The sequence below is a fragment of the Cupriavidus sp. 291-E7 genome, from assembly GCF_057798835.1.
Genome location: NZ_JBYOJV010000017.1, coordinates 94,995 through 116,934, shown reverse-complemented (window position 1 = coordinate 116,934; position 21,940 = coordinate 94,995). Strand labels below are relative to the sequence as shown.

Here is a 21,940-nt window from a genome sequence, read left to right as displayed (position 1 = left end):
GCATTTTAACTTGCCGAACGCTTCTCGCAGCCGCTCAATGCCGGCTTGCCGATGCGGCTCCCAGACCCGTCATCGACCGAACGTATTGCGGAAGGTAGGCTTGCCGCTCGCTGGCGCCGGCCGCCGAACGGTCCAGCACGGACAGCAGCCACGCCGCGGCAAACGCCAGCGACATCGAGAACAGCGCCGGATTGGCGTAGGGGAAGATCGCCTGCTGGTGCTTGAAGATGCCGACCCATACCGTCGGCCCCAGTACCAGCAGCACGATGGCCGACACCAGGCCCATCACGCTGCCGCCTACCGCGCCGCGCGTGGTCAGGCCCTTCCAGAACATCGACAGAAACAGCACGGGGAAGTTGACCGACGCCGCGATGGCCAGCATCAGCCCCGACAGGAAGGCGATGTTCTGCTTCTCGAACAGCAGCCCAAGCAGAATCGCCACCACGCCGATGCCCAGCGTGGCGTATCTCGACACGCGGATCTCCTCGGCTTCGGTCGCGCGGCCACGGCGGATGACCGTGGCATACAGATCGTGCGATACGGCCGAAGCGCCGGACAATGCCAGACCCGCCACTACCGCGAGGATCGTCGCAAACGCCACGGCTGAGATGAAACCCAGGAACATGTTGCCACCCACCGCCTGCGCCAGATGCACGGCAACCATGTTGCTGCCGCCGATAAGCTGGCCGGCGCCGTCACGGAACGTCGCGTTGCCGCCGACCAGCACAATGGCGCCAAAGCCGACGATCAGGATCAACAGATAGAAGTAGCCGATAAAGCCGGTGGCGTAGCAGACGGACTTGCGTGCCTCGCGTGCGTCGGCCACGGTAAAGAAGCGCATCAGAATATGAGGCAGACCGGCCGTGCCGAATATCATCCCCACCCCTAGTGATATCGCCTCCACTGGATTCGCCACCAGCCCGCCGGGCGCCATGATCGACTGGCCCTTCGGATGGACGCGGACTGCCTCCGCGAACAAGGCATCGAGGCTGAAGCCGAAATGCGCGAGCACCTCGTAGGCCATGAATGTCGTTCCACCCAGCAACAGGATTGCCTTGATGATCTGCACCCACGTGGTGGCCAGCATGCCGCCGAACATCACGTACAGCACCATCAGCACACCTACCACCAACACCGCCGACAGGTAGCTGGTTCCGAACAGCAACTGAATCAGCTTGCCCGCGCCTACCATCTGCGCCACCAGGTACATGATGGAAACGGTTAGCGTGCCAAATGCCGCCGTAATGCGCACGGGGCGCTGCGAGAGGCGATAGGCCACGACGTCGGCGAACGTGTAGCGGCCGAGATTGCGCAGCCGTTCCGCCACGATGAACAGGATGATCGGCCAGCCCGCCACCACGCCCAGCGCGTAGATCAGCCCGTCGAAGCCCTTGTCGAACATCATGGCCGAGATGCCCAGGAAGGATGCCGCGGACACCATGTCGCCGGCGATCGCCAGGCCATTCTGAAAACCGGTCAGGCCGCCGCCCGCCGCATAGAAATCCGACGCGGTGCGAGTGCGGCGGGCGGCCCAGCGCGTAATGCCGAGCGTGAACAGGACAAACAGCACGAACATCCCGATGGCATGCCAGTTCAGCGGCTGGGCGGCAACGTTGCCGTCCACGGCCGGGCCGGCATAAGCGTTTGCCGCCAGCAGGGCGGCGATCGGCAGGGCAAGGCGTTTCATGCTGCGCACTCCTGCAGGATGCGGGTGGTCAGGCCGTCGAACTCGCGATTGGCCTTGCTCACGTAGATGGCCGTCAGCGTAAAGGCCACGACGATGACGCCGGCACCGGCGACGATGCCCGTGGTCAGCGTACCGCCGCTGATCGGCGCCACCAGCAGCGCCGGGAAGAACGCCAACAGGACGATGAATCCGAAATAGACGGCCAGCATCACGGCTGTCAGCGTCCAGCCCAGGCGCGCACGGCGCCGGGTCAGCGAATGGAAGTCCGGATGTCGGGTGATAGAGGCGAATTGCCGTTCGGTCATGATGTCTCCATTGGCGCGGCCTGGCCTGGCGAAGCCGCGCCGGTAGGGCCTTCTTGTCGAGGCGTAGGGACTGCCGCCCGCGCAGGCGCGGGCGGGAACTGCGAGGAGCGTTGCGAGGGTCAGGCGGCAGCCCGCACTGGTTCGGCCGTGACGGCGGCGCGCAGGTCCAGCACGCGCTTGGCCTTGCCGGTGGATGTCCGTTCCAGCCGGTCGGCAGGCACGGCGTCCACGCGCGTGGTGATACCGACATTGGTCTTGATGGCTTCACGCAGCTTCGCACCCAGCGCTTCGCGCTCGGCGTCGGACAGCCGGTGCGAAACCTCGGGGCGGACTTCGACCGCGACGGCGAGCTTGTCGAGGTGGCCATCGCGGGTCACCGTGATCTGGTAGTGCGGCGCCAGTTCGGGCTGGCGCAGGATCAGTTCCTCGATCTGCGAGGGGAAGACATTGACGCCCCGGATGATCAGCATGTCGTCCGAGCGTCCGGTGATCTTGCCGATCCGGCGCATCGAGCGGGACGTCGGCGCCAGCAGGCGCGTAAGGTCGCGCGTGCGATAGCGAATGACGGGCAGCGCCTCCTTGGTCAGCGACGTGAACACGAGTTCGCCTTCGGAGCCGTCGGGCAGCACCTCGCCAGTGACAGGATCGATGATCTCGGCGTAGAAGTGGTCTTCCCAGATCACCGGGCCATCCTTGCTTTCGATGCACTCGCACGCCACGCCCGGCCCCATCACTTCGGAGAGACCGTAGATATCCACGGCGTCGATGCCGGCGCGCGTCTCGATCTCCGAGCGCATGGCATCGGTCCACGGCTCGGCGCCGAAAATGCCGATCTCCAGCGACGTATCGGCAGGCGTCATGCCCTGGCGCGCCATCTCGTCGATCACGTTCAGCATGTAGGACGGCGTGACCATGATGACGCGTGGCTTGAAGTCACGAATCAATTGCACCTGCTTTTCGGTCTGGCCGCCCGACATCGGGATTACGGTGCAACCAAGTTTTTCGGCGCCATAGTGCGCGCCCAGGCCGCCCGTAAACAATCCGTACCCATAGCAGACCTGCACCAGGTCGCCACGCCGGCCGCCGGCGGCGCGGATCGAGCGGGCCACCAGGTTGGCCCAGGTCTCGATGTCGTTGGCGGTGTATCCGACCACCGTGGGCTGACCGGTGGTGCCGCTGGAGGCGTGGACACGTACCACTTCCTCGCGCGGCACCGCGAACATACCGAACGGATAGTTGTCGCGGAGTTCCTTCTTGGTCGTGAACGGAAATTTCGACAGGTCGGATAGCTGGCGCAGATCGTCAGGATGCACGCCCGCGGCGTCGAATGCCTGGCGGTAATGCGGCACGTTGTCGTAGGCGTGTCGCAGTGTCCATTTCAGGCGCTGCAGTTGCAGGGCCTGCAATTCGTCTCGGCTGGCACGCTCGATGGGATCGAGCAGGTCGGCTTGGGGGGCGCGCTGGACCATGATGTCTCCTTGAAGGCAGGTCTGGCTGTAGGTATGGGTTGCCCGTCCCGGTACGTCTGGGCGTACGTGCGGGCCGGGCGGCAGGGCAGGCAATCAGTCCTTGATGTGGCGGCGTGACTGCACCACCCGGAAGCGGTTGGCCACGAAGGCGGTGTCCGTCAGCGCGGCATTCGCGGCCGGATTGGCGCCGGTGCCATGAAAATCGCTGAACGCCGCCGACTGGTTCACAAGCACGGGACCGGTCAGGTTGAGCGACAGCGCCACGCCGGCATCGAGTGCGGCGTCTTCGAGCTGGGCTTCGACATTGCGTTGCGTGGTATAGCCGGACAGTGTCAGTGCGCCATGCTGTCTGGCGATGCGGCGTGCCACCGCAACCGCCTGTTCGATGCCGTCGGTAGCGATGACGAACGCGATGGGGCCGAACAGTTCCTGCGTGAATTTGTCCTCGTCGCGTACGTCGACCTTGAGCAGCAGCGGCGTGCGGACCCGCGCTTCGGGGAACTGGGGATGGCTGATTGCCTGGCTGTCGACCACGATCTTGCCGAGTCCGCGCGATGCGTCGATCCGCTGCGCCACGCCGTCGTTCTGAATCGCGCCAAGGATTTCCACGGCCTTGGCCGGGTCGGCCGTCAGCTTCTGCAGTGCCTCGCCAAGCGCGGCAACCACCGCATCGAACGTGATATGGCCGTCGGGCGTGTCGATGCCGTCGCGCGGGATGTAGATATTCTGCGGAGCCGTACACATCTGCCCGGAATACAGCGCAAGCGACAGTGCCAGATTGCGCACCATGCCCTTGAGGTCATCGGTCGAATCGATGACGACCTGGTTCACGCCGGCCTTTTCGGTGTAGACCAGCGCCTGGTGCGCGTTGCGCTCCAGCCAGTCGCCATTGGCCGTGCTGCCGGTGAAATCGATCAACCGCACCTCGGGACGCAGCGCCAGCGTCGACGCCATGCGCTCGTCCGGATTGTTGGCGACCAGCGTCACGATATCGGGGCTGAACCCGGCCTCGGCGAGCACTTCGCGCGCGATCTGTACCGTGATGGCCAGCGGCAGGATGGCGCCGGGGTGCGGCTTGACGACCACCGGGTTGCCCGTGGCAAGGCTGGCAAACAGGCCCGGATAACCGTTCCAGGTCGGGAACGTGCAGCAGCCGATGACCAGGCCGATGCCACGCGGCACGACCGTGAACGTCTTTTCCATCCGCAGCGGAGGATTCTTGCCCTGCGGCTTTTCCCATACGGCATGGGCCGGAACGCCACGCATGGCTTGCCAGGCGTAGGCAACGGCTTCCAGGCCGCGATCCTGCGCATGCGGGCCGCCCGCCTGGAAGGCCATCATGAACGGTTGCCCGGTGGTATGCATGACCGCGTGAGCCATTTCGAAACTGCTGCGGTTCAGGCGGGTAAGGATTTCCAGCGCCACGCCCACCCATGCGGTCGGGCCGGCGGCGCGCCACGCCGGCGCGGCGCTTTCGATCGCGGCAAACAGCGCGTCGAGGTCCGGACGCGGATAGGTCACGCCGAGCTTTTCGCCATAGGGAGAGACTTCCTGGCCCGCCAGGCCGGTCGTGCCCGGTTGCTCGATCGGGAAAGGCTTACCCAGCCGCGCATCGAACGCGGCCTTGCCTTCATCCGCGGCGGCTTCGCCATAGACCTTGGGGCTGGGCATTTCGGAGAACGGGCTCCAGTAACCGCGTTGGTCGATGGCGTTGAGCGTCTGGTCGAGCAGGGCCTGGTGGCGGGTAAACAATGCGTGGGTCACGGGTGTCTCCATTTCTATATCTATGTCTGTCACGCCGAAGCGTTGGGGGCGTTGTTCTGTGCGAGGGAAAAATGGCCAGCCGGACCGCTCAGGTTTCCTGGTCGAAATCGAGCAGCAGCGTGTCGCTGACCGCATAGCTCTGGCAACTGAGGATGAAGCCGCGCGCCACCTCGTAGTCTTCGAGCGCAAAATTCACGTCCATGTCCACGTCGCCCGATACGCGCTTGCAGCGGCAGGTCGAGCAGACACCGCCCTTGCAGGCATAGGGCAGTTCGATGCCCTGTTCGAGCGCCGCGTCGAGCACGGTCTGGCTGTTCTTGGCGACGGTGAAGCTGCGCGAGCGGCCGTCGTGAATCACCGTCACTTCGCAATCCTGCTTGCCGACCACGCGGTGCTGCGGCCGGGGCGCGGCGTTCGCGGGCACGGTGGTGCCAAACAGCTCGCGCTTGATACGGGACGCATCCACGCCGTTCTGAATCAGCGCACCGGACACTTCTTCCATCATCGATTGCGGACCGCAGATGAAAGCGACGTCGATGCTGGCGGGGTCCACCCATTGCTTGAGCAGTGCGTCGGTCTTGGCGCCATCCAGGCGGCCATTGAACAGGTCGATGTCGAGCGTTTCGCGGCTCAGAATGAACACCAGGTTCAGCCGGTGCAAATAGGTGTCTTTCAGGTCTTCGAGCGCTTCCTTGAAAATCACCGTCGACGAGGCGCGATTGCCGTAGAACAGCGTGAAGCGGCTTTCCGGCTCGGCGCGCAGCGTGGTTTCGATGATCGACAGCAGTGGCGTGATGCCGCTACCAGCGGCAAAGCCGACGTAGTGCTTGCGATGGCTGGCATCGAGCGGAACATGAAAGTGTCCCGACGGCGGCATGACATCGAGCGTCTGTCCGGCGCCCAGGTGCGCGTTGGCCCAAGTCGAGAACAGGCCGCCATCCACGCGCTTGATGGCGATGCGCAGGCGCTGGTCCTGGGCGGCGGCGCAGATCGAATAGGAGCGGCGCACTTCATGGCCGTCGATGGTGGTGCGCAGCGTCAGATGCTGGCCGGGCTGATAGCGGTAGGTATCCGCAAGCTCCGGAGGCACCGCGAAGGTCACGGCGATGGCGTCGCGGGTTTCGCTGGTGACGTCGCTCACGCGCAGGGCATGGAACTGGCTCATCTCGGTCTCTTCCAGTCGGTGGCGTCAGTGCGCCTTGAAGTAATCGAACGGCTCGCGGCATTCGTCGCACCGGTACAGCGCCTTGCAGGCCGTGGAGCCGAACTGGCTGACCACATGCGTATGCGCCGATCCGCAATGGGGGCAGGGCACTTGCGGCGCGGTGCGGCGGCGCGTGATGCCGCTGATGTCGATGACGTTCTGTGCCGGCGGCGCGATGCCGTAGGACGACAGTTGCTGCTTGCCGCGAGCGGTCATCCAGTCGGTGGTCCATGCCGGCGCAAGCTGCAGCCGCACGTCGACGTCGGCAATGCCGTGTTCGCCAAGCACGTGGCCAATCTGTTCGCGGATCAGCGTGACCGCCGGGCAGCCCGAGTAGGTTGGCGTGATCGTCACCACGCAGGTTTCGCGCTCCCAGTGCACGTCACGGACGATGCCGAGGTCGATCACCGAAATCACCGGAATCTCCGGGTCGGGTACGCTGTCGAGCCACGACCAGACGGCGGCCGTCGTCGCGCTCGGAATGGAGATCGTCTGTGCCTGCATGGCGCTCACCACGTGGCGCCCGGATAGGCGCGCTGCAGAAACTGCATCTCGGCCAGCAGAAAGCCAAGATGCTCGGTGTGGCGGCCGGTGTGGCTGCCGCGCTGCATCCAGCCATCGGCCGGCATGGCCAGCGTGGCCTCTTCCAGAACGTTGGCCACCTGCTGGCGCCACGGTGCATGCAGCAACGCCGGGTCGCATGCCACTTCCGCAGCAATCAGGTTCGCATCGACGGCGTTGCTGTCGAAGAGTTCTCCCGTATACATCCACAGGCGATCGATGGCTTCCTGCATGCGGCGATGGCTTTCCGCCGTGCCGTCGCCAAGCCGCACCACCAGATCGGCGCTGCGGCGCGCGTGGTAGGCCACTTCCTTGATCGCCTTGGCCGCAATGCCCGCGATGCGTGCGTCGCTGGACGCCTGCAGCGCTTCAAGGTGGTAGTAGTGCCAGGTGTCGAACAGGAACTGACGGGCCAGCGTATCCGCGTAGCTGCCGTTGGGCTGTTCCACCAGCAGCGGATTGCGGAACTGGTGCGCGTCGCGCAGGTAGGCCAATTGGTCTTCGGTGCGGCCATTGCCTTCCATTTCACCGGCGTAAGAGAGCCAGAGGCGTGCCTGACCGATCAGATCCAGCGCGACGTTGGTGAGCGCGATGTCTTCTTCCAGTGCCGGGCCCTTGCCGCACCATTCCGACAGACGCTGCCCCAGCACGAGCGGAGCATCGCCCAGGCGGAGCAGGTAGTCGAACGTTGCCTGATTGCTGACTGCCATGATGTGCCTCAGATGTGCTTGACCGCTTCCGGCATCGGGAAGAAGGTGGGATGGCGATAGACCTTGCTGTGCGCCGGCTCGAACAGCGGCCCTTTTTCCGTCGGGCTGCTGGCGGCGATGTGCTGTGCGGGAACGGCCCAGATGCTGACGCCTTCATTGCGGCGGGTGTAGACGTCGCGTGCATTGTTGATGGCCATCGTGGCGTCGGCCGCGTGCAGGCTGCCGACGTGCTTGTGGGCGAGACCGTGCTGGCTACGGATAAAGATTTCCCAAAGGGGCCATTCCTTCATGCTGCCTCCTGCTTGCTGGATCTTGTGGGGAATTCGGGTGTGGCCGTCTCAGGCCACCTGGCGCGCCGGAGCGTGGCGCGTGGCCTGCTTGTCGGCATTGGCCACCAGTGCGTCGCGGAACCAGGCGCCGTCCTGCCACGCCTGGACTCGGGCGCCCAGGCGTTCGCGGTTGCAGGGGCCGTTGCCCTGGATCACGCTGTAGAACTCGTCCCAATCGATGGCGCCGAAATCGTAGTGGCCGGTTTCGTCGTTCCACTTGAGATCGGGGTCGGGGATCGTCAGGCCCAGAAACTCGGCCTGCGGCACGGTCTGGTCCACCATCTTCTGGCGCAGCGCGTCGTTCGAAAACAGCTTGATGCGCCATTGGGCGGATTGGGCGCTGTGCAGCGAATCCGCGTCGGGCGGACCAAACATCATCAGCGCGGGCCACCACCAGCGATCGAGTGCATCCTGGGCCATCTGCTTCTGCTCGGGTGTGCCATTGCAGAGCTTGAGCAGGATGTCGTAGCCCTGGCGCTGGTGAAACGACTCTTCCTTGCACACGCGCACCATCGCCCGCGCATACGGACCATAGGAGCAGCGGCACAGCGGCACCTGGTTGATGATCGCGGAGCCGTCCACGAGCCAGCCGATCGCGCCAATGTCGGCCCAGCTCAGCGTTGGATAGTTGAAGATGCTCGAATACTTGGCCTTGCCGCTGTGCAGGTCGCCCAGCATCTCGTCGCGCGAGACGCCAAGCGTTTCCGCCGCGCTATAGAGATAGAGGCCGTGCCCGGCTTCGTCCTGGATCTTGGCCAGCAGCACCGCCTTGCGTTCCAGCGTGGGCGCACGGGTGACCCAGTTGCCTTCCGGCAGCTGGCCGACGATTTCCGAATGAGCGTGCTGCGAAATCTGGCGCACCAGCGTGCGGCGATAAGCCTCGGGCATCCAGTCCTTTGCTTCGATGCGAATACCGTCATCCACACGTTGCTGAAAGGCGCGTTCCTCCGCACTCATGTTCTCAGAGGACCGGACCTGTGTGACACCGGTATCGACCAGTTGCGCGTACATGCATGTCTCCGTTGACTGGTGCAGTCCCTTAGCGGGTCTGCGAAAGCTGACATTGAGCCAAATCATAGTGATACGATTTGACTCATTCAATCGGTTCGTGTGTATCACTTTGGGGGCGGAGGCTCATGGGTGACGGAGTGAAGGCGGAGGCGGTATCAGCGCCGGTGGCGCGGCTGGCCAAGGGACTGAAGCTTGGCGCGGGCTCGTTGCTGGTGACGATGTACGGAGATGTGATTGCGCCGAGGCCTCAGGCGCCGTGGCTGGGCAGCCTGATCGATCTCTCGGCGCCGTTCGGTCTCAGCAACCGGCTTGTGCGCACGGCCATCTTCCGTCTGGCGGCCGACGACTGGCTCGATGCGAAAAAGGTCGGCCGCAAGAGTTTCTATGGGTTATCCGACGCCGGGCTGCTGCGCGTGCAACATGCGGGCAAGCGCATCTACGCCGGGGTATCGCCGCCGTGGGACGGCAAATGGACGCTGGTCATGCTGCGCAACGACACCAAGGCGTCGATGCGGCAGCACTTGCGACGCGAACTGTTATGGGAGGGATTCGGCCCGGTGGCGCCGGGCGTCTTCGCGCATCCGAACGCCGACCAGGACTCGCTGGCGGAAATCATCGGTGCCGCATCGGCAGCGGAGCACGCGGCCGTGATGCTGGCCGAATCCGTGGCGGCGTTTTCGCGGCGGCCACTGGAACTGCTGATTCACCAGACCTACCGGCTCAAGGAAGTTGCGCAGGCGTTGCAGGCCTATGTCAGGCGATTTTCGCCGTGGATCGATGCGGCGGACGGGCTATCGCCGGCCGATGCGTTCTTCGTGCGTATCCTGCTGATCCACGAATACCGCCGCGTGCTACTGCGCGACCCCGGCCTGCCCGACGAACTGCTGCCCGCGGACTGGCCAGGGCGCGAGGCCCGTACCGGTACGGGTGCGCTTTACGCGGCGCTGCTGCCGGCGAGTGAGGCCTTTCTGCGCGAGCATATGGAGACCGAAACCGGCGCCTTCCACTCACCTGGGCGCGTGCTGAAGGACCGTTTTACGGCGCGGGTCCACGAGTAAAAGGCGCGCGGCGCGTCACCGAATCTCGGGATAGCCGTTGCCGTTGGCCGCGCCTTGCGCCAATGGCGCGTAGGCCGACGGATCGGGGCGGACAAAGCGCTCGACAAGCACGGCATCGAGTAACGGCACGTAGACGCTTTCGCGGTGCAGACTGCCAAGGCGCTCAACGAGTTGCTCGCGCTCGGCGGGGTCCAGCGTTGTCGATGCAACCAGCAAGGGATTCGGCGTCCAGGGCGTGGTGGCGACCGTTTGCAGCCCTTCAAGCAAGGCAGGCTCATGCCGCCGGACGAGGTCCAGGAAATAGCTGTCGAGTGCCGTGACGTCGATCGTTCCGTCGCGCAGTGCGGAGAGCGCTCGCATAGGGGTATCGAGCGGGCCAACGGATTGCGAGAAAAGCTCGCCACGGTCCCTGGCATACGGCGCCAGCAGATGTCGCGCGGCGTGATAGCCAGACTGGGAATGCTGCGCCATCCAGCCAAATCGATGGCCGAATGTGTCCTCGATCTTGTGCCAGCCACGGTCGGCGCGGACCAGTAGTTCGCTGCGATAGCGCGCCTGTCCGCCATACGCGGCAGGCGAGGGCACAGGCGCCACCAGCGGGGCCACAGGCGCGATCCCTTGCGAGAACGGCAGCCCGCACATGAAGCCGCAAACCAGATCGGGCCGTTCCCATAACGAGGGCAGGGGAGCCGGCCACGCAAACGGCACGATTTCCACCTGCCACGACAGATCGGCAAATACGCGCGCAAACAGGGCCTGCCACGCGGCCGTCACGGCCGGCGTGGCGTTGTACATCCGGAATGATGCGATGCCGGCGGCCATCTCACGCAAACCGTAGCGTCTGACCCAGCCCCTTGGCGCGAGCCTTGGTCAGCATCGCGTGGCCCAACGCGATATCGGTGGTGGAAAGGCCGCGGTGCCAAAAGAGGATCGTCTCGTCGTCACGCTCGCGGCCCGGTTTCAGGCCGGCCACGATCTGGCCAAGCTCCGCGTGCAGGTTTTCCTCGTTCAGCCGCCTGCTGTCCACGTGCTGGCGCAGCGCGCCGAACGGCAGGCCCTTGCGGCACTGGCCCCAATCGTCGACCACCATCTTGCTCATGATGTCCGTCAGCGACAGCTCCACGGCGCTCATGGTGCCGTATGGAATCACCAGCGCGCCCGGCTTGATCCATTCGGTCAGCAGCATGGGCTGCGGCTTGGGCAGCCGGGACGCCTCGACCACGATATCGGCGCCCCGTACGCAGGACTCCCAGTCTTCCGTCACGATCACGCGCTTGCCCAGGTCGCGTGACAGCCTTGCGGCGAATGCATCGCGGCTTTCCGGCCGGCGCGAGTGCACGCGGATTTCGTCGAAGTCGAACAAGGAATCGAGCAGACGCACATTCCAGTACGACGTGCCGCGCGCTCCCACGTGCCCCAGCACCTTGCTGCCCTTGCGCGCCAGGTGCTTGGCGCCGAGCGCGGTCACCGCACCGGTGCGCATGTCGGTGATCGCGGTGGCGTCGATCACGGCCAGCGGCACGCCGTTGTCGGGATCGAACAGGTTGAGCAACGCCATTTCGGACGGCAGCCCCTGCTTGTAGTTGTCAACGTAGTCCGACACCACTTTCACGCCTGCCACGTGCAGCGGCTTGATAAAGCCGCGCAGGACATTGAAGTGCCCCTTGTCCGACGATTCCGGCACCAGGTGCACGCGCGGTTCGATCACGGTTTCCGCGCGCCCCTGCGCGGCGAGCGCGGCTTCCACGGCGGACAGGATCTCGGCATCGGTCAGTGCCAGCTCGGCCACGTCGGGGCCGTTCAGGTAGGTCAGGTACAGCTCTTTCACGGGGGTCTCCTTACTGCAGCTGCGGAATATTGGCGCGATGCACGATGGCGCGCCATTTTGTCGTTTCGGTGGCGATGGTCTCGCCGAATGCCTTGCTGGTGCTGCCTACCGGCTCAAGGCCCAGGCCATCGAGCTTTTGCCGCACGTCGGGATCGCGCAGCACGGTGGCGACATCTGCCTGCCACTTGCGCACCACGCTGTCGGGCGTGCCCTTGGGCGCAACCAGTCCGTACCACGACGTTACGTCGAACCCTGGATAACCCGATTCCGCCACCGTGGGCACGTTTGGCAACTGCGGCAGGCGATGCGGACCGGCTACGGCCAGCGCCACCAGCTTGCCGGTGCGGACGTGCTGAAGCACCGTGGAAACACCACCGAACATCATCTGGACCTGGCCGCCGAGCACATCGTTGAGCGCGGTGGCCATGCCGTTGTACGGTACGTGAACGGTCTTCACACCGGCTTCGAGATTCAGCAGTTCGCCGGCCAGATGCGCACCGCTGCCATTACCCGGCGACGCGAAATTGAGCTCGCCCGGATGCGCCCGCGCATACGTGACCAGGTCCTTGAGCGAACGCGCGGGAACCGACGGATTCACGACAAGCACATTGGGCGATGCGGCCAGCATCGTGACGGGAACGAAGTCGCGTGTCTCGAAGTTGAGCTTGCGAAACAGGATCGGGTTGACGGTCAGGTTGCCCGCGGGCGCCAGGCCCAGTGTGTAGCCGTCAGGCGCGGCGCGTGCCACGGTCTCCATGCCGATATTGCCAGCGGCGCCGGGCTTGTTGTCGATGACGACAGGCTTGCCCCAGCGCTCCGACAGCTTTTGACCGACCAATCGTGGCAGGGCATCGGCCACGCCGCCGGCGGCAAACGGCACGACGATGCGCACCGGCCGGGAAGGATATTCGTCCGGTTGCGCCCACGCGGGACGCGGCTGGAACGCCAATGCCGAGATCACGGCCGGGACGGCCAGCAAGAGCCGCCACTTCAGCGCCGGCCTGTTTACGCAACGGTTCACGCAACACTCCCCGTTATTTCATTTGGATCGATGACCCTGTCAATTCGCTGGCGGCCCTTGTGCTGGCGGCCGACTTGTATAGACTGATCTTAATGAAGCTGTCTGATACTGTATAGACAACTTTTCGCATATGGGAAAGCGGATTTCTCATAAGATGCGGATCGGCACGCGCACGGTGCCGATTGGCACAAGCGCTGTGCACGCCTAAGCAAGGGGTGCGGCGCTTTTCACCGTTGTGGAACGTGCGCGGCCCACTTCATTCACGCCGGTCCGCGGATCGGGGAACCCGCATGCCAACACGTCCATCCGTCCAAACCGCTGACCCGGCAGCGCCGGCCTTCCAGCGCATCAAGGACTATGTGCAGGCGCAGATAGAAGCCGGCGTCTGGCGCGAGGGCGACGCCATCCCGCCCGAGTTGCGGCTCGCGGAAACGTTCGCGGTGTCGCGCATGACCGTCAACCGCGCGCTCAACGAACTGGAAGCCGAGCAGATTCTGGTGCGACGCAAGGGCGCCGGCACGTTCGTGGCACAGCAGCGCTACCAGGCGACCGTGGTGGAGATCCGCAGTATTGCCGAGGAAATTCGCGCACGGGGCCACCGTCATCGCAGCAGCCTGTACCGATTGGAGCGCCAGCGTGCCACCCGCAGCCTGGCCAGCCAGTTTGGGGTGGCGGAACGCAGCACGCTGTTCCATTCGGTCATTCTTCACTACGAGAACGACGCGCCGATCCAGGTGGAAGATCGCTGGGTCAATCCCGCGCTGGCGCCCGACTATATGGAAGCCGATTTCGGCACCATCACACCGAACGAGCACCTGATGCGCGTGGCGCCACTGCAGCGTGCCGAGTATCAGATCGAAGCATTGCTGCCCAGTGCCGAGGTGGCGGAGATGCTGGCGATTGCCCCGACGGAGCCGGCGCTGGTGCTGCGGCGGCGCACGTTTTCACACGGCGCGGTGGCGTCGGTGGTGGTGCTCTGGCATCCCGGTAATCGCTATCGGTTTGGCGGTGCGCTGGGTCAGGCGCTCTAATGCACGGCGGGCGAGGACAGACTTGTCTGCCAACGAATAAGCAATAGAATCAAAGAGCTGAAAGCACGTGCAGACGGGCACGCCTTGCAGGGCAGGCGGGAGACGGAAATGGGTGCCATACGTGGAAAGCTGGCGGGGACACTGACCGGGTTTGCCCTGATGCTGGGCGGATGCGTGGCATATCCGGGCTATGACACTGGCTATGGCGGTTATGCCGGCAGCTACTCCACCAGTGACTACGGCAGTTATCCGATCAATGCCTACGGCACTTTCTATAGCGGATACCCGGCCTATCCGGCGTACTACTACGGCAACTACTACGGTGGCTATCCGTACGGATATCCATATGGATACGCGGGCTGGCCGGTCTACAGCAGCATATGGATTGGCTACGGCTGCTGCGGGTATCGGGGTTACTACGGATATCGTGGCTACTACGGGTACCGGGGATACGGCTACCGCGGCTACTACGGCTACCGGGGCGGGTATCACGGCGGATACTACGGGGGCTATCACGGTGGCTACCAGGGCTACGGCTACGGTGGCGGGTACCGTGGATACGGTGGCTACAGCGGCGGATATGGCGGAGGCTACGGCGGAAACCGGGGTGGCTATCGCGGCGGTGGACGAGGCGGCGGCAGGGGCCGCTAGCAGGCGGCCCCCTGGTGTTATGGCAACTGGCGCAACTGGCCGATCACTGACATCAGCCGACCGTGTGCCACGGTCACCGATGCCTCATCCTGCAGCGCTTCCTGATAGCGCTTGCGAAACAGTTCGTCGCCATGCTCACTGAACAGCTTCTGCGTGGCACCGGCCACGGCGCGGCAGGTTTCGTCGTGATGTTCGTCGCCGTCGAGTTCCTCGTCGATCTCGATGATCAGACGTGACAACGGATCGAGCCAGCGGAAGAATGATTCCTCTGTCACTAACTGCACAAACTGTCCCGCGGGTATCGGGCCATGCAGTCTTTCATATTGGCCACGGTCATAACCGATGACCTCCTTGTGGACCTGGAGCAGCGCCGCCCGCAAGGCACGTAGCCCCGAGCGGCGGGTTTCCTGGGTAGCAAGGAACTGTTCGCTGGGCATGCCCATCTCCACTTTCCTGTTCATGGGGCAGGCCGTATCGACATGACCTTCGGCAGCGTCCTCCCTGTAGGCCGCCATTCACCCGCCCGTTGTTATCGGAAGCACACCTCCACGCTTGATGACATGCACGGTGTGAAAGCCAGTATAGGCAGCGGCATGACGCCAATCTAGCGTGGACGCCTAGCGAAATACCCGTATTGCGGCCCTGCGGCAAGACAGGCAGGCCGCGCCGCAGGCCCGATGTGGCGCCTGCGGGCATTGCAGTGCAGCGTCAATTGCGCGCGGGCAAACCCTGCATCAGTTCAACCAGATAGCCCTTCCAGACCTCGGGATGCTGCAGCGTTTGATGGCCGTATGTGTGCTCGCTTTCGGGCATCTCCACAAAGCGGCCGCCTTTCACCTTGGGCACGGTGCGTTGCATGACGCCAAGATCGACGGCATTGATCATGTCGTCGGCAAAGTTGACGGCGTAGAGCGGTGCGCGGATCTTGCCAAGGTCGGCCTCGGGGTTGTAGTCCCAGGACGATTCAAACCAGTAGAGGTAGTCGTTCGCATCGATCTTGCGGCTTTCGGCAACGGCCGTGTCGAAATACTGGTTCACCTGGTCGCGCGTGGGCGCCGCTTTCTGCAGCGTGGCGGCGCTCTGCGTCATCAGTGAAAACACCGGCACTGCATTGGTCCAGCGCGTGGGCTGGCTCGTGTAGTTGCCGCCGTTCCAGTCCGGATCGTTGCGGATGGCTTCGATCAGCGTGCGGCGCCACAGCCAGTTGCGGCCCGACATGGCCACCGGCTGGCTGGCGATCGGCATCAGCGCATCCATCATGTCGGGATGACGCTCGCCCCAGATCCAGGTCTGCATGCCACCCATCGACGTGCCCAGCACGAGCCGCAGGTGATCGACCTTGAGTCCTTCGGTCAGCAGCCGGTAGTGGCCTTCCACCACATCGGTGTAGCCATAACGCGGAAAGCCGGCGCGCATGCCGTCGCTGGGCTTGCTCGATCCTCCACGTCCCAGGCCGTCGGGCATGATGATGTAGTAGCGCGAGGCATCGAGCGGCTGGCCCGGCGCAAACAGCTCTTTGCGCATCAGCGGCGTCAGGAACGCGCGGCCGGTGCCGGTGGTGCCGTGCAGCAGCAGCACGGCATTGTTGACCTTGCCGTCGGCGCCGCGCGTTGGCGTGCCCAGCGTGGCGTAGTGCAGCTTCACTGTGGGCAGCGTCTGTCCGTTCTGGAAGCGGAAGTCATGCACTTCGACATCGCCTTCCTTGACCTGCGGCGCAGTGGGCTGGGGTGCCTGCGCGCAGGCCATGCCCCATGCCAGCGCCGCCGCGGCAACCAGTGTTTTTACAGCCTGTGCAGCTCTCTCGCGCATCATCGTCTCCCTTGGTGTTGTATGAGCACGGGCGATCATACTGCAAGGTGCGCTATCACGAAGTCAGCCGCATCCGCGCCAGCAACGGCAGGTGATCGGACGCCAGCCGTGCCAGCGGCGAGCGATGGCTGGTCACCGCCACGAGATGCGCGCGGGGCGAGGTCCAGATGCGGTCCAGCGCCAGGAACGGCAGGCGCGACGGAAATGTCGAGACATGGGGCGTGCGCTCGAAGTAGGCATGGAGCCACCGCAGCGGCCGCCCCCACAGGAACCATTCGTTGACGTCCCCGAGCAGGACAGTTGGCTGGGCCGGCGCTTCGGCCAACGCGGTCAGCAGGCGCCGCACCTGCCAGCGCCGTTCGCCGGGGCGAAGGCCCAGGTGCGTGGCAATCACACGCAGCGCGAACGTGCCCGATTCGATGGCATTGCATTCGAGTTGCGCGTCGATGGCGCCGCGCGGTTCGCATCCTTTCACGCTGAGGTCGATATGGCGCACGCTCAGCGGTGGATAGCGCGTCAGCAGCGCATTGCCATAGTCGCCGTCGTCGCGCACCAGCGTCGGGCCGGGAATCGCATGAAGCCCGGTGTGGTGTGACAGGAAGCGCAGCATGTCGAAGCCCGTGCCCCGGCTTTCCACTTCCTGCAGCGCGATCAGGTCGGCGCGCAGTTCGTTGATCACCTCGCAGACGCGCTTCGGCACGAAGTGCCCGTCGATGCCGACGCCACCGTGGATGTTGTAGCTCGCCACGACGATATCGGCGTGGAGTACGGGCCGGGTTGCAGCGCGAGGCGCACCGGGGTGGGCGTCAGGCGCATTCATTGCGCGCCCTCGCTCGACGGCGGACGGCAGCAGTGCGGTTGCCGTGCTGTCGCGTTCGCATGCGACGTCCGGGCGCGGCGGCGCTGCCGTCTGCGACGCAGCACCCATAGCACGGTGATGGGAATCAGCAGCACGATTGCCAGCCATGCGTACGTTGCCGCGCCGGGATCGCGCGCCACGGCTGCAATGCGATCGACCAGCGACGCCGATACGATGATGCCCGGCGACATACCGATGGCCGTCCCCAGCAGACAATCGCGCAACCGGATACGCGACGCGCCCACCACCAGGTTGACCAGCGTAAACGGCGCCACGGGCACCAGCCGCAGCACCACCATTGCCAGCAACCCGTGCTGGTTTACCTGCTGGCTCAGCTGATTCAGGCGCCGTCCGCCAAAGCGCTGCACGGCGTTGCGTCCGAGCAGGCGCCCCACGATGTAGCCGGCGGCCGTGCTTGCCACGGTGCCCGCCAGCGCAATCGCACCGCCGTACAACGGGCCGAACACCACCAGCGTCACGACGATCAGCACGGTGACGGGAAACAGCGCAAGGCCACCGGCGATGAAGGCGCCGACCATCGCCAGGGGCGCGAACGGCATGTCGTCCAGGCCTTGGACCACGGCAAGCAAATGGCGGAAGTCGGTCCATTCGCGCAGCGGGGTATGGCGCCACGCGAACACCGCGCCAGCCAGTACCATCAGCAGCAACAGCAGCATCACCACGCGACTGGCCACGCGCGGCCGGGCGTCGTGGCTGACGAACTCGGACATGATCTCGTCGGTGTCGATCGGCTCCATTGGGTCGAGCAGCGTGGCATCGGGCAATGCGGCGTCGATGTCTTCGGGCACCGTGGGCACGAATGGTTGAAGCGTGCGGCCGTCGGGCCGGTGTAGCGCAGCCAGGGCAGTGTTCAGGCGGCTGTGCGCATGCAGCGCCTGGTGCAGGGCGTCGGGCGTCACCGCCAGGTGCTCGCACAGCAGGCGGTCGCGCATGGCGCGAATGCCCGTGGCAATGTGCGGGGCGCCTTGCGATTCGATCACGAGATTGCATTCGGTATCGAGACCGAAAGACCGGTTGCTCAGATTCGCCGAGCCGATGGTCAGCAGGCGGTCATCGACCACCATGACCTTGCTGTGCACGTTGACGCAGGCATCGCCCAGTTCGGGTACATGCGGGCAATAGAGCTGGAAGCGGCCCTGCGGGTCGGCCTCGCGCAGCCCGCGATAGAGACGCGCGCGCAGCACGCCCATGCTGGCTTCCTCAAGCCAGCCGCTTTCGGTCCGACGCGAAACGAGTGCGATATCCGGCCCGTCCGGTTCACGCAGACGAGCCGCGAAGGCTTCCGCAATCAGTCCGGAACTGAAGTACTGGTTTTCAAGATAGAGACTGTCGCGCGCGGCGGCGATAGCGTCGAGGTGGAGCGCGCGAATCTCGCTGACGCCCGGCCTGTCGTCGCGCTCGGGATACGTGCGGCTGATGCCCACGCGCACGTTGGTGACGTCGGGCACCACCTGTTCGGGCCATGCGTCGGCCGCGCCAATCTTGCTGACGGCCGGCACACGTGCATGGCGTCCGGTTGCCCACAACCATCGTTCCGCTGCCAGATCGCCGAGCGCGCGCGCCGTGTCGCCATCGACCATGCACTGCACGTCATGAAAAGGCGGGTACGGTTTGCCATCGGGATCGACGCGGCGCGGATCATCGGCCAGATGATGGTGCGTGTCCCAGCGCCGGATGGTCAGGTCCAATCCACCGACGAATGCCACGCTGTGGTCGATCACCACCATTTTCTGATGATGCGAGGCGCCCGGCGGGTGATTGCCATCGAGGCAGAAGGACAACCGCCGGTGCGTCTGCCAGTGCTCCTTGGCGGACGGAAGGAATTCGCGTTCGAGCGCGAACACCATCGCATAGTCCCAGCTCAGCACATAGATGCGCAGCCCCCGGCGGCGCCGGCACAGCGCGTTGAGGAAATCGCGCAGTTCCGCCGGCAGCCCATCGTCGGGCGGCTCGGAAAGCAGACGCACGCGGCTGTCGATATCCCATCCGAGGATAAAGACGCTGTGTTCGGCGCGCGCGAGTGCGTGCCGTAGCGCGGGGAAATAGGCATCGGCATCGACCAGCATGGCAAAGCGCGCACTCGACTCCACGCGCCAGCAATTGTGGCCCGGACGCAGCAGGGAAGCATCGGCATCGCTCGTCATGGCGAACGGTAGGCTGCGCAAGTTTCGTACCGGTCGCGCAGGCGCTTGCCGTCGCGGATGTCGCGGCGGCGGCGCGTGTGCGCCTTACTTGCCTTTGTAAATCCTGCCGTCAGGCCGCAGCGGCGGTGCGCCATGCCGCGGGCGGCATGCCGAAGCGGCGGGCAAACGCCCGGGTGAACGTGGTCTGGTCGGGATAGCCGATACCGGCGGCGATCTCGGCGAGTGGCATGGCGCCGCTCATCAGCCACTGCACGGCCCGGTCAAGCCGCAGCCGGGTCTGGTAGCCGTGCGGCGTGTCGCCGAACGCTTCGCAGAACAGCGTATGAAAGCGCCGGGGTCCCCAGCCGATACGTGCGGCGAGCTGGTCCACGCGCAATGGCGTGGACAGATGCGCGCGCAGATAGTTATCGATGGCCGCCACCGGAAAACGCGCGGCGTCGGGCTGGCGGTCGTCGAGGCCAAGCATCGCGGACAGTCCACCGGCCAGCGCCGCAGCCTGGTGCCAGGCATGCTGCGCCGCCACGGTCCGCGACGCATCGCGTGCCGTGGCCAGCCCGCGCACATGCGTGGCAAATGTGGTGTCCATCGTGAACGTGCGCGGTTTGGCCATCAGGCGCGCAGGCAAGGCAACGGAACTCAAAGGAAAATCGGCGACGAGCTGCAGATTGTCGGTCAGCCCGCTGCACAGATGATGCAGGCCCGAGGGAATGACCAATCCATGCGTGCCGTCGACGCGGTAGGCATGCCCATCGATTTCGAGTTCGATCTCGCCGTCGACGCCAAACAGCAACTGGTGATAATCGTGTGCGTGGCCGAACGGCCGCCGGTGATAGCGGCGGGGTTCGACCAGCGGCGACGCATGCTCAACGAGCTTCGGCATGACGCGGTTTTCCATGCGTCTGGCACAGCCAGACTCCGGCACCGGCGATACCCATGCCGAGCCATTGCACCGGCCCGAGGCGATCGCCGAACAGCAGCGCGGCCTGCACGGCGGCCAGCGGCGGCGCCAGGAACATCAGCGCGGCGGCATTGGCGGCCTGGCCACGGCGCACCAAACCCAGCAGCAGCCACGTACCCAGTCCGGACAGCACCACGGCCGCCCATGCCAGCGACGCCCACAGCGTGGGGCCGGATTCCCAGCGCAGTGCGCCGGGGCCACCCGACGCAGTGACCACGATGACGGCCACGAGCATCGCCCCGGCGTTCTGCCAGGCCGAGCTGGCGCGGATATCCGCGCGGGCGATCGAGGTTTTCTGAAGGAGGGTTCCCATCGTGATGGACACAATAGCGAGTACGCCGACCAGGACGATCCACGGCGATACCGCTTGCGGCGTACCGGCCTGCATGGCTGGCAAGACTACCAGACCCACACCAAGCGCGCCCAGGCCGAGGCCGCGCCAGGTACGCGAGGAAGGTTGCTCCTTGAGCAGCGGAATGGCAAGTAGCGCGGTCAGCAGCGGTTGCAGCGCACCCAGCAGCGCCATGATCGACGGCGACAGGCCGTGCGCCACGGCGCCGTATCCGGCGCACAGGTATATGCCCTGCATCAGCGCACCGGCCAGCAGGTGACGCGGCACCTGGGACAACGGCGGCCAAGTGGCGCGCCCGGCGGCCGCGACCACGGCGAACATCAGCGTGGCCAGCGCAAAGCGGGCCAGCAGAAACAGGCTGGTGTCGGCCACGGGCACCACGGCCTTGCCGACGATGAAACCGGTTGACCAGATCAGGACAAAAGCCACGGCGGGCAGCCAGGCGGGATAGGGGCGCGACATCGATGACAGCAGCGGGACGGGTTACAGGTGACGGACGGATTTTCAGCGATAGCGGTGGAGGCTAACCCAGCACGGCACGGCTGTCTTGGCAAATCCTGCACTGCGCGCGCCGATGCCCGTGGTATGGTTGCCGCCGCCATCGCCATCCAAATGCCCATCCGCCATGCCTGACATGCCCGACCGTCCGCAGCAACGCCTGATCCACGATCTTGAGCTGATTCCGCACCCCGAGGGCGGCTACTACCGCGAGACGTTTCGTGATCCGGCCCGCGTGACCCGGGCGGCGGACGGCGCGGAGCGCTCCGCATCCACTGCGATCTACTACCTGCTGTGTGACGACGCGTATTCGGCCTGGCACCGCATCCGGGCCGACGAACTGTGGCACTTCCATGCCGGCGACGCGATTCACGTGCATATGCTGACGCCCGATGGCGCGCTGGTCACGCACCGGCTTGGCAATCCGCTGGTGCAACCGGGCACGGTATTCCAGGCCGTGGTGCCCGCCGGTTACTGGTTCGCCGCCGAACGTGTTCCCGCCGCTGACGCCAGCGCAGGCTACGCGCTGGCCGGTTGCACGGTGGCGCCCGGATTCGAGTTCAGCGAATTCGAACTGGCCGATGCGTCGCAACTGGCGGCTGCGCACCCCGCGCATGCGGGGCTGATCGCACGGCTTGGCAGCAGGCCGCGCGCGAGCAACTAAAAGCGC

22 protein-coding genes are annotated in these 21,940 nt (G+C 65.1%); 4 read left to right on the top strand and 18 right to left on the bottom strand.

All coding sequences use genetic code 11. The annotated features are described in order from the left end of the window. Positions 1–34: 34 nt before the first annotated feature. The 9 genes from AC3FLX_RS25710 to paaA form a co-directional block, all read right to left on the bottom strand. Positions 35–1,687: a cation acetate symporter gene (locus AC3FLX_RS25710; RefSeq protein WP_488700158.1), complete on the bottom strand. Its 1,653-nt coding sequence runs from the start codon at positions 1,685–1,687 to the stop codon at positions 35–37. Next, positions 1,684–1,992 (bottom strand): DUF485 domain-containing protein, encoded by a 309-nt coding sequence (locus tag AC3FLX_RS25705; protein ID WP_488700157.1) that lies wholly within the window; start codon positions 1,990–1,992, stop codon positions 1,684–1,686. The genes AC3FLX_RS25710 and AC3FLX_RS25705 overlap by 4 nt, the downstream gene beginning before the upstream one ends. A gap of 119 nt (positions 1,993–2,111) precedes the next feature. Continuing rightward, positions 2,112–3,461, bottom strand: a complete 1,350-nt coding sequence (gene paaK / locus AC3FLX_RS25700; RefSeq protein ID WP_488700156.1) for a phenylacetate--CoA ligase PaaK — start codon at positions 3,459–3,461, stop codon at positions 2,112–2,114. A 93-nt stretch (positions 3,462–3,554) separates the two neighbouring features. Then, the gene (paaN, locus tag AC3FLX_RS25695; protein WP_488700155.1) at positions 3,555–5,225 is read right to left on the bottom strand and encodes a phenylacetic acid degradation protein PaaN; all 1,671 of its coding nucleotides are present in this window, start codon (positions 5,223–5,225) and stop codon (positions 3,555–3,557) included. A gap of 88 nt (positions 5,226–5,313) precedes the next feature. Beyond that, complete coding sequence (paaE, locus tag AC3FLX_RS25690) at positions 5,314–6,390, bottom strand: 1,2-phenylacetyl-CoA epoxidase subunit PaaE (protein WP_488700153.1); 1,077 nt, start codon at positions 6,388–6,390, stop codon at positions 5,314–5,316. A 24-nt stretch (positions 6,391–6,414) separates the two neighbouring features. Then, positions 6,415–6,933, bottom strand: a complete 519-nt coding sequence (paaD, locus tag AC3FLX_RS25685) for a 1,2-phenylacetyl-CoA epoxidase subunit PaaD (protein ID WP_488700152.1) — start codon at positions 6,931–6,933, stop codon at positions 6,415–6,417. A 5-nt stretch (positions 6,934–6,938) separates the two neighbouring features. Next, entirely contained in the window at positions 6,939–7,700 is a 762-nt protein-coding gene (gene paaC, locus AC3FLX_RS25680; RefSeq protein WP_488700150.1) for a 1,2-phenylacetyl-CoA epoxidase subunit PaaC, read from the bottom strand. Positions 7,701–7,708: 8 nt separating this feature from the next. Further along, entirely contained in the window at positions 7,709–7,990 is a 282-nt protein-coding gene (gene paaB / locus AC3FLX_RS25675) for a 1,2-phenylacetyl-CoA epoxidase subunit PaaB (RefSeq protein WP_488700149.1), read from the bottom strand. A 48-nt stretch (positions 7,991–8,038) separates the two neighbouring features. Then, positions 8,039–9,040 carry a 1,2-phenylacetyl-CoA epoxidase subunit PaaA gene (gene paaA / locus AC3FLX_RS25670; RefSeq protein ID WP_488700148.1) on the bottom strand — a complete coding sequence of 334 codons (1,002 nt, stop codon included), beginning with the start codon at positions 9,038–9,040 and terminating at the stop codon, positions 8,039–8,041. A gap of 125 nt (positions 9,041–9,165) precedes the next feature. Between paaA and paaX the strand changes: the two genes are divergently transcribed. After that, positions 9,166–10,098, top strand: a complete 933-nt coding sequence (paaX, locus tag AC3FLX_RS25665) for a phenylacetic acid degradation operon negative regulatory protein PaaX (RefSeq protein WP_488700147.1) — start codon at positions 9,166–9,168, stop codon at positions 10,096–10,098. A 15-nt stretch (positions 10,099–10,113) separates the two neighbouring features. Here paaX and AC3FLX_RS25660 read toward each other — a convergent pair whose 3' ends face one another. From AC3FLX_RS25660 to AC3FLX_RS25650, 3 genes are read right to left on the bottom strand one after another with little or no spacing between them, the layout of a single operon-like run. Beyond that, a complete protein-coding gene (locus tag AC3FLX_RS25660) occupies positions 10,114–10,920 on the bottom strand; it encodes a phosphate/phosphite/phosphonate ABC transporter substrate-binding protein (protein WP_488700146.1) in 807 nt (268 codons plus the stop codon). 1 nt (position 10,921) lies between these two features. Beyond that, positions 10,922–11,926, bottom strand: a complete 1,005-nt coding sequence (locus AC3FLX_RS25655; RefSeq protein WP_488700145.1) for an ornithine cyclodeaminase family protein — start codon at positions 11,924–11,926, stop codon at positions 10,922–10,924. A gap of 10 nt (positions 11,927–11,936) precedes the next feature. Further along, a complete protein-coding gene (locus AC3FLX_RS25650) occupies positions 11,937–12,947 on the bottom strand; it encodes a Bug family tripartite tricarboxylate transporter substrate binding protein (RefSeq protein ID WP_488700144.1) in 1,011 nt (336 codons plus the stop codon). A gap of 290 nt (positions 12,948–13,237) precedes the next feature. Between AC3FLX_RS25650 and hutC the strand changes: the two genes are divergently transcribed. After that, the gene (hutC, locus tag AC3FLX_RS25645; RefSeq protein ID WP_488700143.1) at positions 13,238–13,978 is read left to right on the top strand and encodes a histidine utilization transcriptional repressor HutC; all 741 of its coding nucleotides are present in this window, start codon (positions 13,238–13,240) and stop codon (positions 13,976–13,978) included. Positions 13,979–14,086: 108 nt separating this feature from the next. After that, on the top strand, positions 14,087–14,629 hold the full coding sequence (locus tag AC3FLX_RS25640; protein WP_488700142.1) for a hypothetical protein: 543 nt from the start codon (positions 14,087–14,089) through the stop codon (positions 14,627–14,629). Between the two features lie 17 nt (positions 14,630–14,646). Here the strand turns inward: AC3FLX_RS25640 and AC3FLX_RS25635 are convergent, their stop codons facing one another. The 6 genes from AC3FLX_RS25635 to AC3FLX_RS25610 form a co-directional block, all read right to left on the bottom strand. Then, positions 14,647–15,072, bottom strand: coding sequence for a hypothetical protein (locus AC3FLX_RS25635; protein WP_488700189.1), 426 nt, complete (start codon positions 15,070–15,072; stop codon positions 14,647–14,649). A gap of 265 nt (positions 15,073–15,337) precedes the next feature. Beyond that, positions 15,338–16,441, bottom strand: a complete 1,104-nt coding sequence (locus AC3FLX_RS25630) for an alpha/beta fold hydrolase (RefSeq protein WP_488700141.1) — start codon at positions 16,439–16,441, stop codon at positions 15,338–15,340. A 52-nt stretch (positions 16,442–16,493) separates the two neighbouring features. Continuing rightward, positions 16,494–17,258, bottom strand: a complete 765-nt coding sequence (locus AC3FLX_RS25625) for an endonuclease/exonuclease/phosphatase family protein (protein WP_488700140.1) — start codon at positions 17,256–17,258, stop codon at positions 16,494–16,496. Continuing rightward, positions 17,255–19,462 (bottom strand): VTT domain-containing protein, encoded by a 2,208-nt coding sequence (locus AC3FLX_RS25620; protein ID WP_488700139.1) that lies wholly within the window; start codon positions 19,460–19,462, stop codon positions 17,255–17,257. Before AC3FLX_RS25620 ends, AC3FLX_RS25625 begins: the two co-directional genes overlap by 4 nt. Positions 19,463–19,571: 109 nt before the next feature. Then, positions 19,572–20,342, bottom strand: coding sequence for a helix-turn-helix transcriptional regulator (locus tag AC3FLX_RS25615; protein WP_488700138.1), 771 nt, complete (start codon positions 20,340–20,342; stop codon positions 19,572–19,574). After that, positions 20,326–21,234 (bottom strand): DMT family transporter, encoded by a 909-nt coding sequence (locus AC3FLX_RS25610; RefSeq protein WP_488700137.1) that lies wholly within the window; start codon positions 21,232–21,234, stop codon positions 20,326–20,328. The genes AC3FLX_RS25615 and AC3FLX_RS25610 overlap by 17 nt, the downstream gene beginning before the upstream one ends. A gap of 172 nt (positions 21,235–21,406) precedes the next feature. Here AC3FLX_RS25610 and AC3FLX_RS25605 point away from each other — a divergent pair, with 172 nt between their 5' ends. After that, a complete protein-coding gene (locus tag AC3FLX_RS25605) occupies positions 21,407–21,934 on the top strand; it encodes a cupin domain-containing protein (RefSeq protein ID WP_488700188.1) in 528 nt (175 codons plus the stop codon). Positions 21,935–21,940: the final 6 nt, after the last annotated feature.

What these genes read in the sequence shown, in the direction of transcription:
- AC3FLX_RS25710 (WP_488700158.1), bottom strand. Translation starts at nt 1,687, where the DNA reads ATGAAACGCCTTGCCCTGCCGATCGCCGCCCTGCTGGCGGCAAACGCT.
- AC3FLX_RS25705 (WP_488700157.1), bottom strand. Translation starts at nt 1,992, where the DNA reads ATGACCGAACGGCAATTCGCCTCTATCACCCGACATCCGGACTTCCAT.
- paaK (WP_488700156.1), bottom strand. Translation starts at nt 3,461, where the DNA reads ATGGTCCAGCGCGCCCCCCAAGCCGACCTGCTCGATCCCATCGAGCGT.
- paaE (WP_488700153.1), bottom strand. Translation starts at nt 6,390, where the DNA reads ATGAGCCAGTTCCATGCCCTGCGCGTGAGCGACGTCACCAGCGAAACC.
- paaD (WP_488700152.1), bottom strand. Translation starts at nt 6,933, where the DNA reads ATGCAGGCACAGACGATCTCCATTCCGAGCGCGACGACGGCCGCCGTC.
- paaC (WP_488700150.1), bottom strand. Translation starts at nt 7,700, where the DNA reads ATGGCAGTCAGCAATCAGGCAACGTTCGACTACCTGCTCCGCCTGGGC.
- paaB (WP_488700149.1), bottom strand. Translation starts at nt 7,990, where the DNA reads ATGAAGGAATGGCCCCTTTGGGAAATCTTTATCCGTAGCCAGCACGGT.
- paaA (WP_488700148.1), bottom strand. Translation starts at nt 9,040, where the DNA reads ATGTACGCGCAACTGGTCGATACCGGTGTCACACAGGTCCGGTCCTCT.
- paaX (WP_488700147.1), top strand. Translation starts at nt 9,166, where the DNA reads ATGGGTGACGGAGTGAAGGCGGAGGCGGTATCAGCGCCGGTGGCGCGG.
- AC3FLX_RS25660 (WP_488700146.1), bottom strand. Translation starts at nt 10,920, where the DNA reads ATGGCCGCCGGCATCGCATCATTCCGGATGTACAACGCCACGCCGGCC.
- hutC (WP_488700143.1), top strand. Translation starts at nt 13,238, where the DNA reads ATGCCAACACGTCCATCCGTCCAAACCGCTGACCCGGCAGCGCCGGCC.
- AC3FLX_RS25640 (WP_488700142.1), top strand. Translation starts at nt 14,087, where the DNA reads ATGGGTGCCATACGTGGAAAGCTGGCGGGGACACTGACCGGGTTTGCC.
- AC3FLX_RS25635 (WP_488700189.1), bottom strand. Translation starts at nt 15,072, where the DNA reads ATGGGCATGCCCAGCGAACAGTTCCTTGCTACCCAGGAAACCCGCCGC.
- AC3FLX_RS25630 (WP_488700141.1), bottom strand. Translation starts at nt 16,441, where the DNA reads ATGATGCGCGAGAGAGCTGCACAGGCTGTAAAAACACTGGTTGCCGCG.
- AC3FLX_RS25625 (WP_488700140.1), bottom strand. Translation starts at nt 17,258, where the DNA reads ATGAATGCGCCTGACGCCCACCCCGGTGCGCCTCGCGCTGCAACCCGG.
- AC3FLX_RS25620 (WP_488700139.1), bottom strand. Translation starts at nt 19,462, where the DNA reads ATGACGAGCGATGCCGATGCTTCCCTGCTGCGTCCGGGCCACAATTGC.
- AC3FLX_RS25615 (WP_488700138.1), bottom strand. Translation starts at nt 20,342, where the DNA reads ATGCCGAAGCTCGTTGAGCATGCGTCGCCGCTGGTCGAACCCCGCCGC.
- AC3FLX_RS25610 (WP_488700137.1), bottom strand. Translation starts at nt 21,234, where the DNA reads ATGTCGCGCCCCTATCCCGCCTGGCTGCCCGCCGTGGCTTTTGTCCTG.
- AC3FLX_RS25605 (WP_488700188.1), top strand. Translation starts at nt 21,407, where the DNA reads ATGCCCGACCGTCCGCAGCAACGCCTGATCCACGATCTTGAGCTGATT.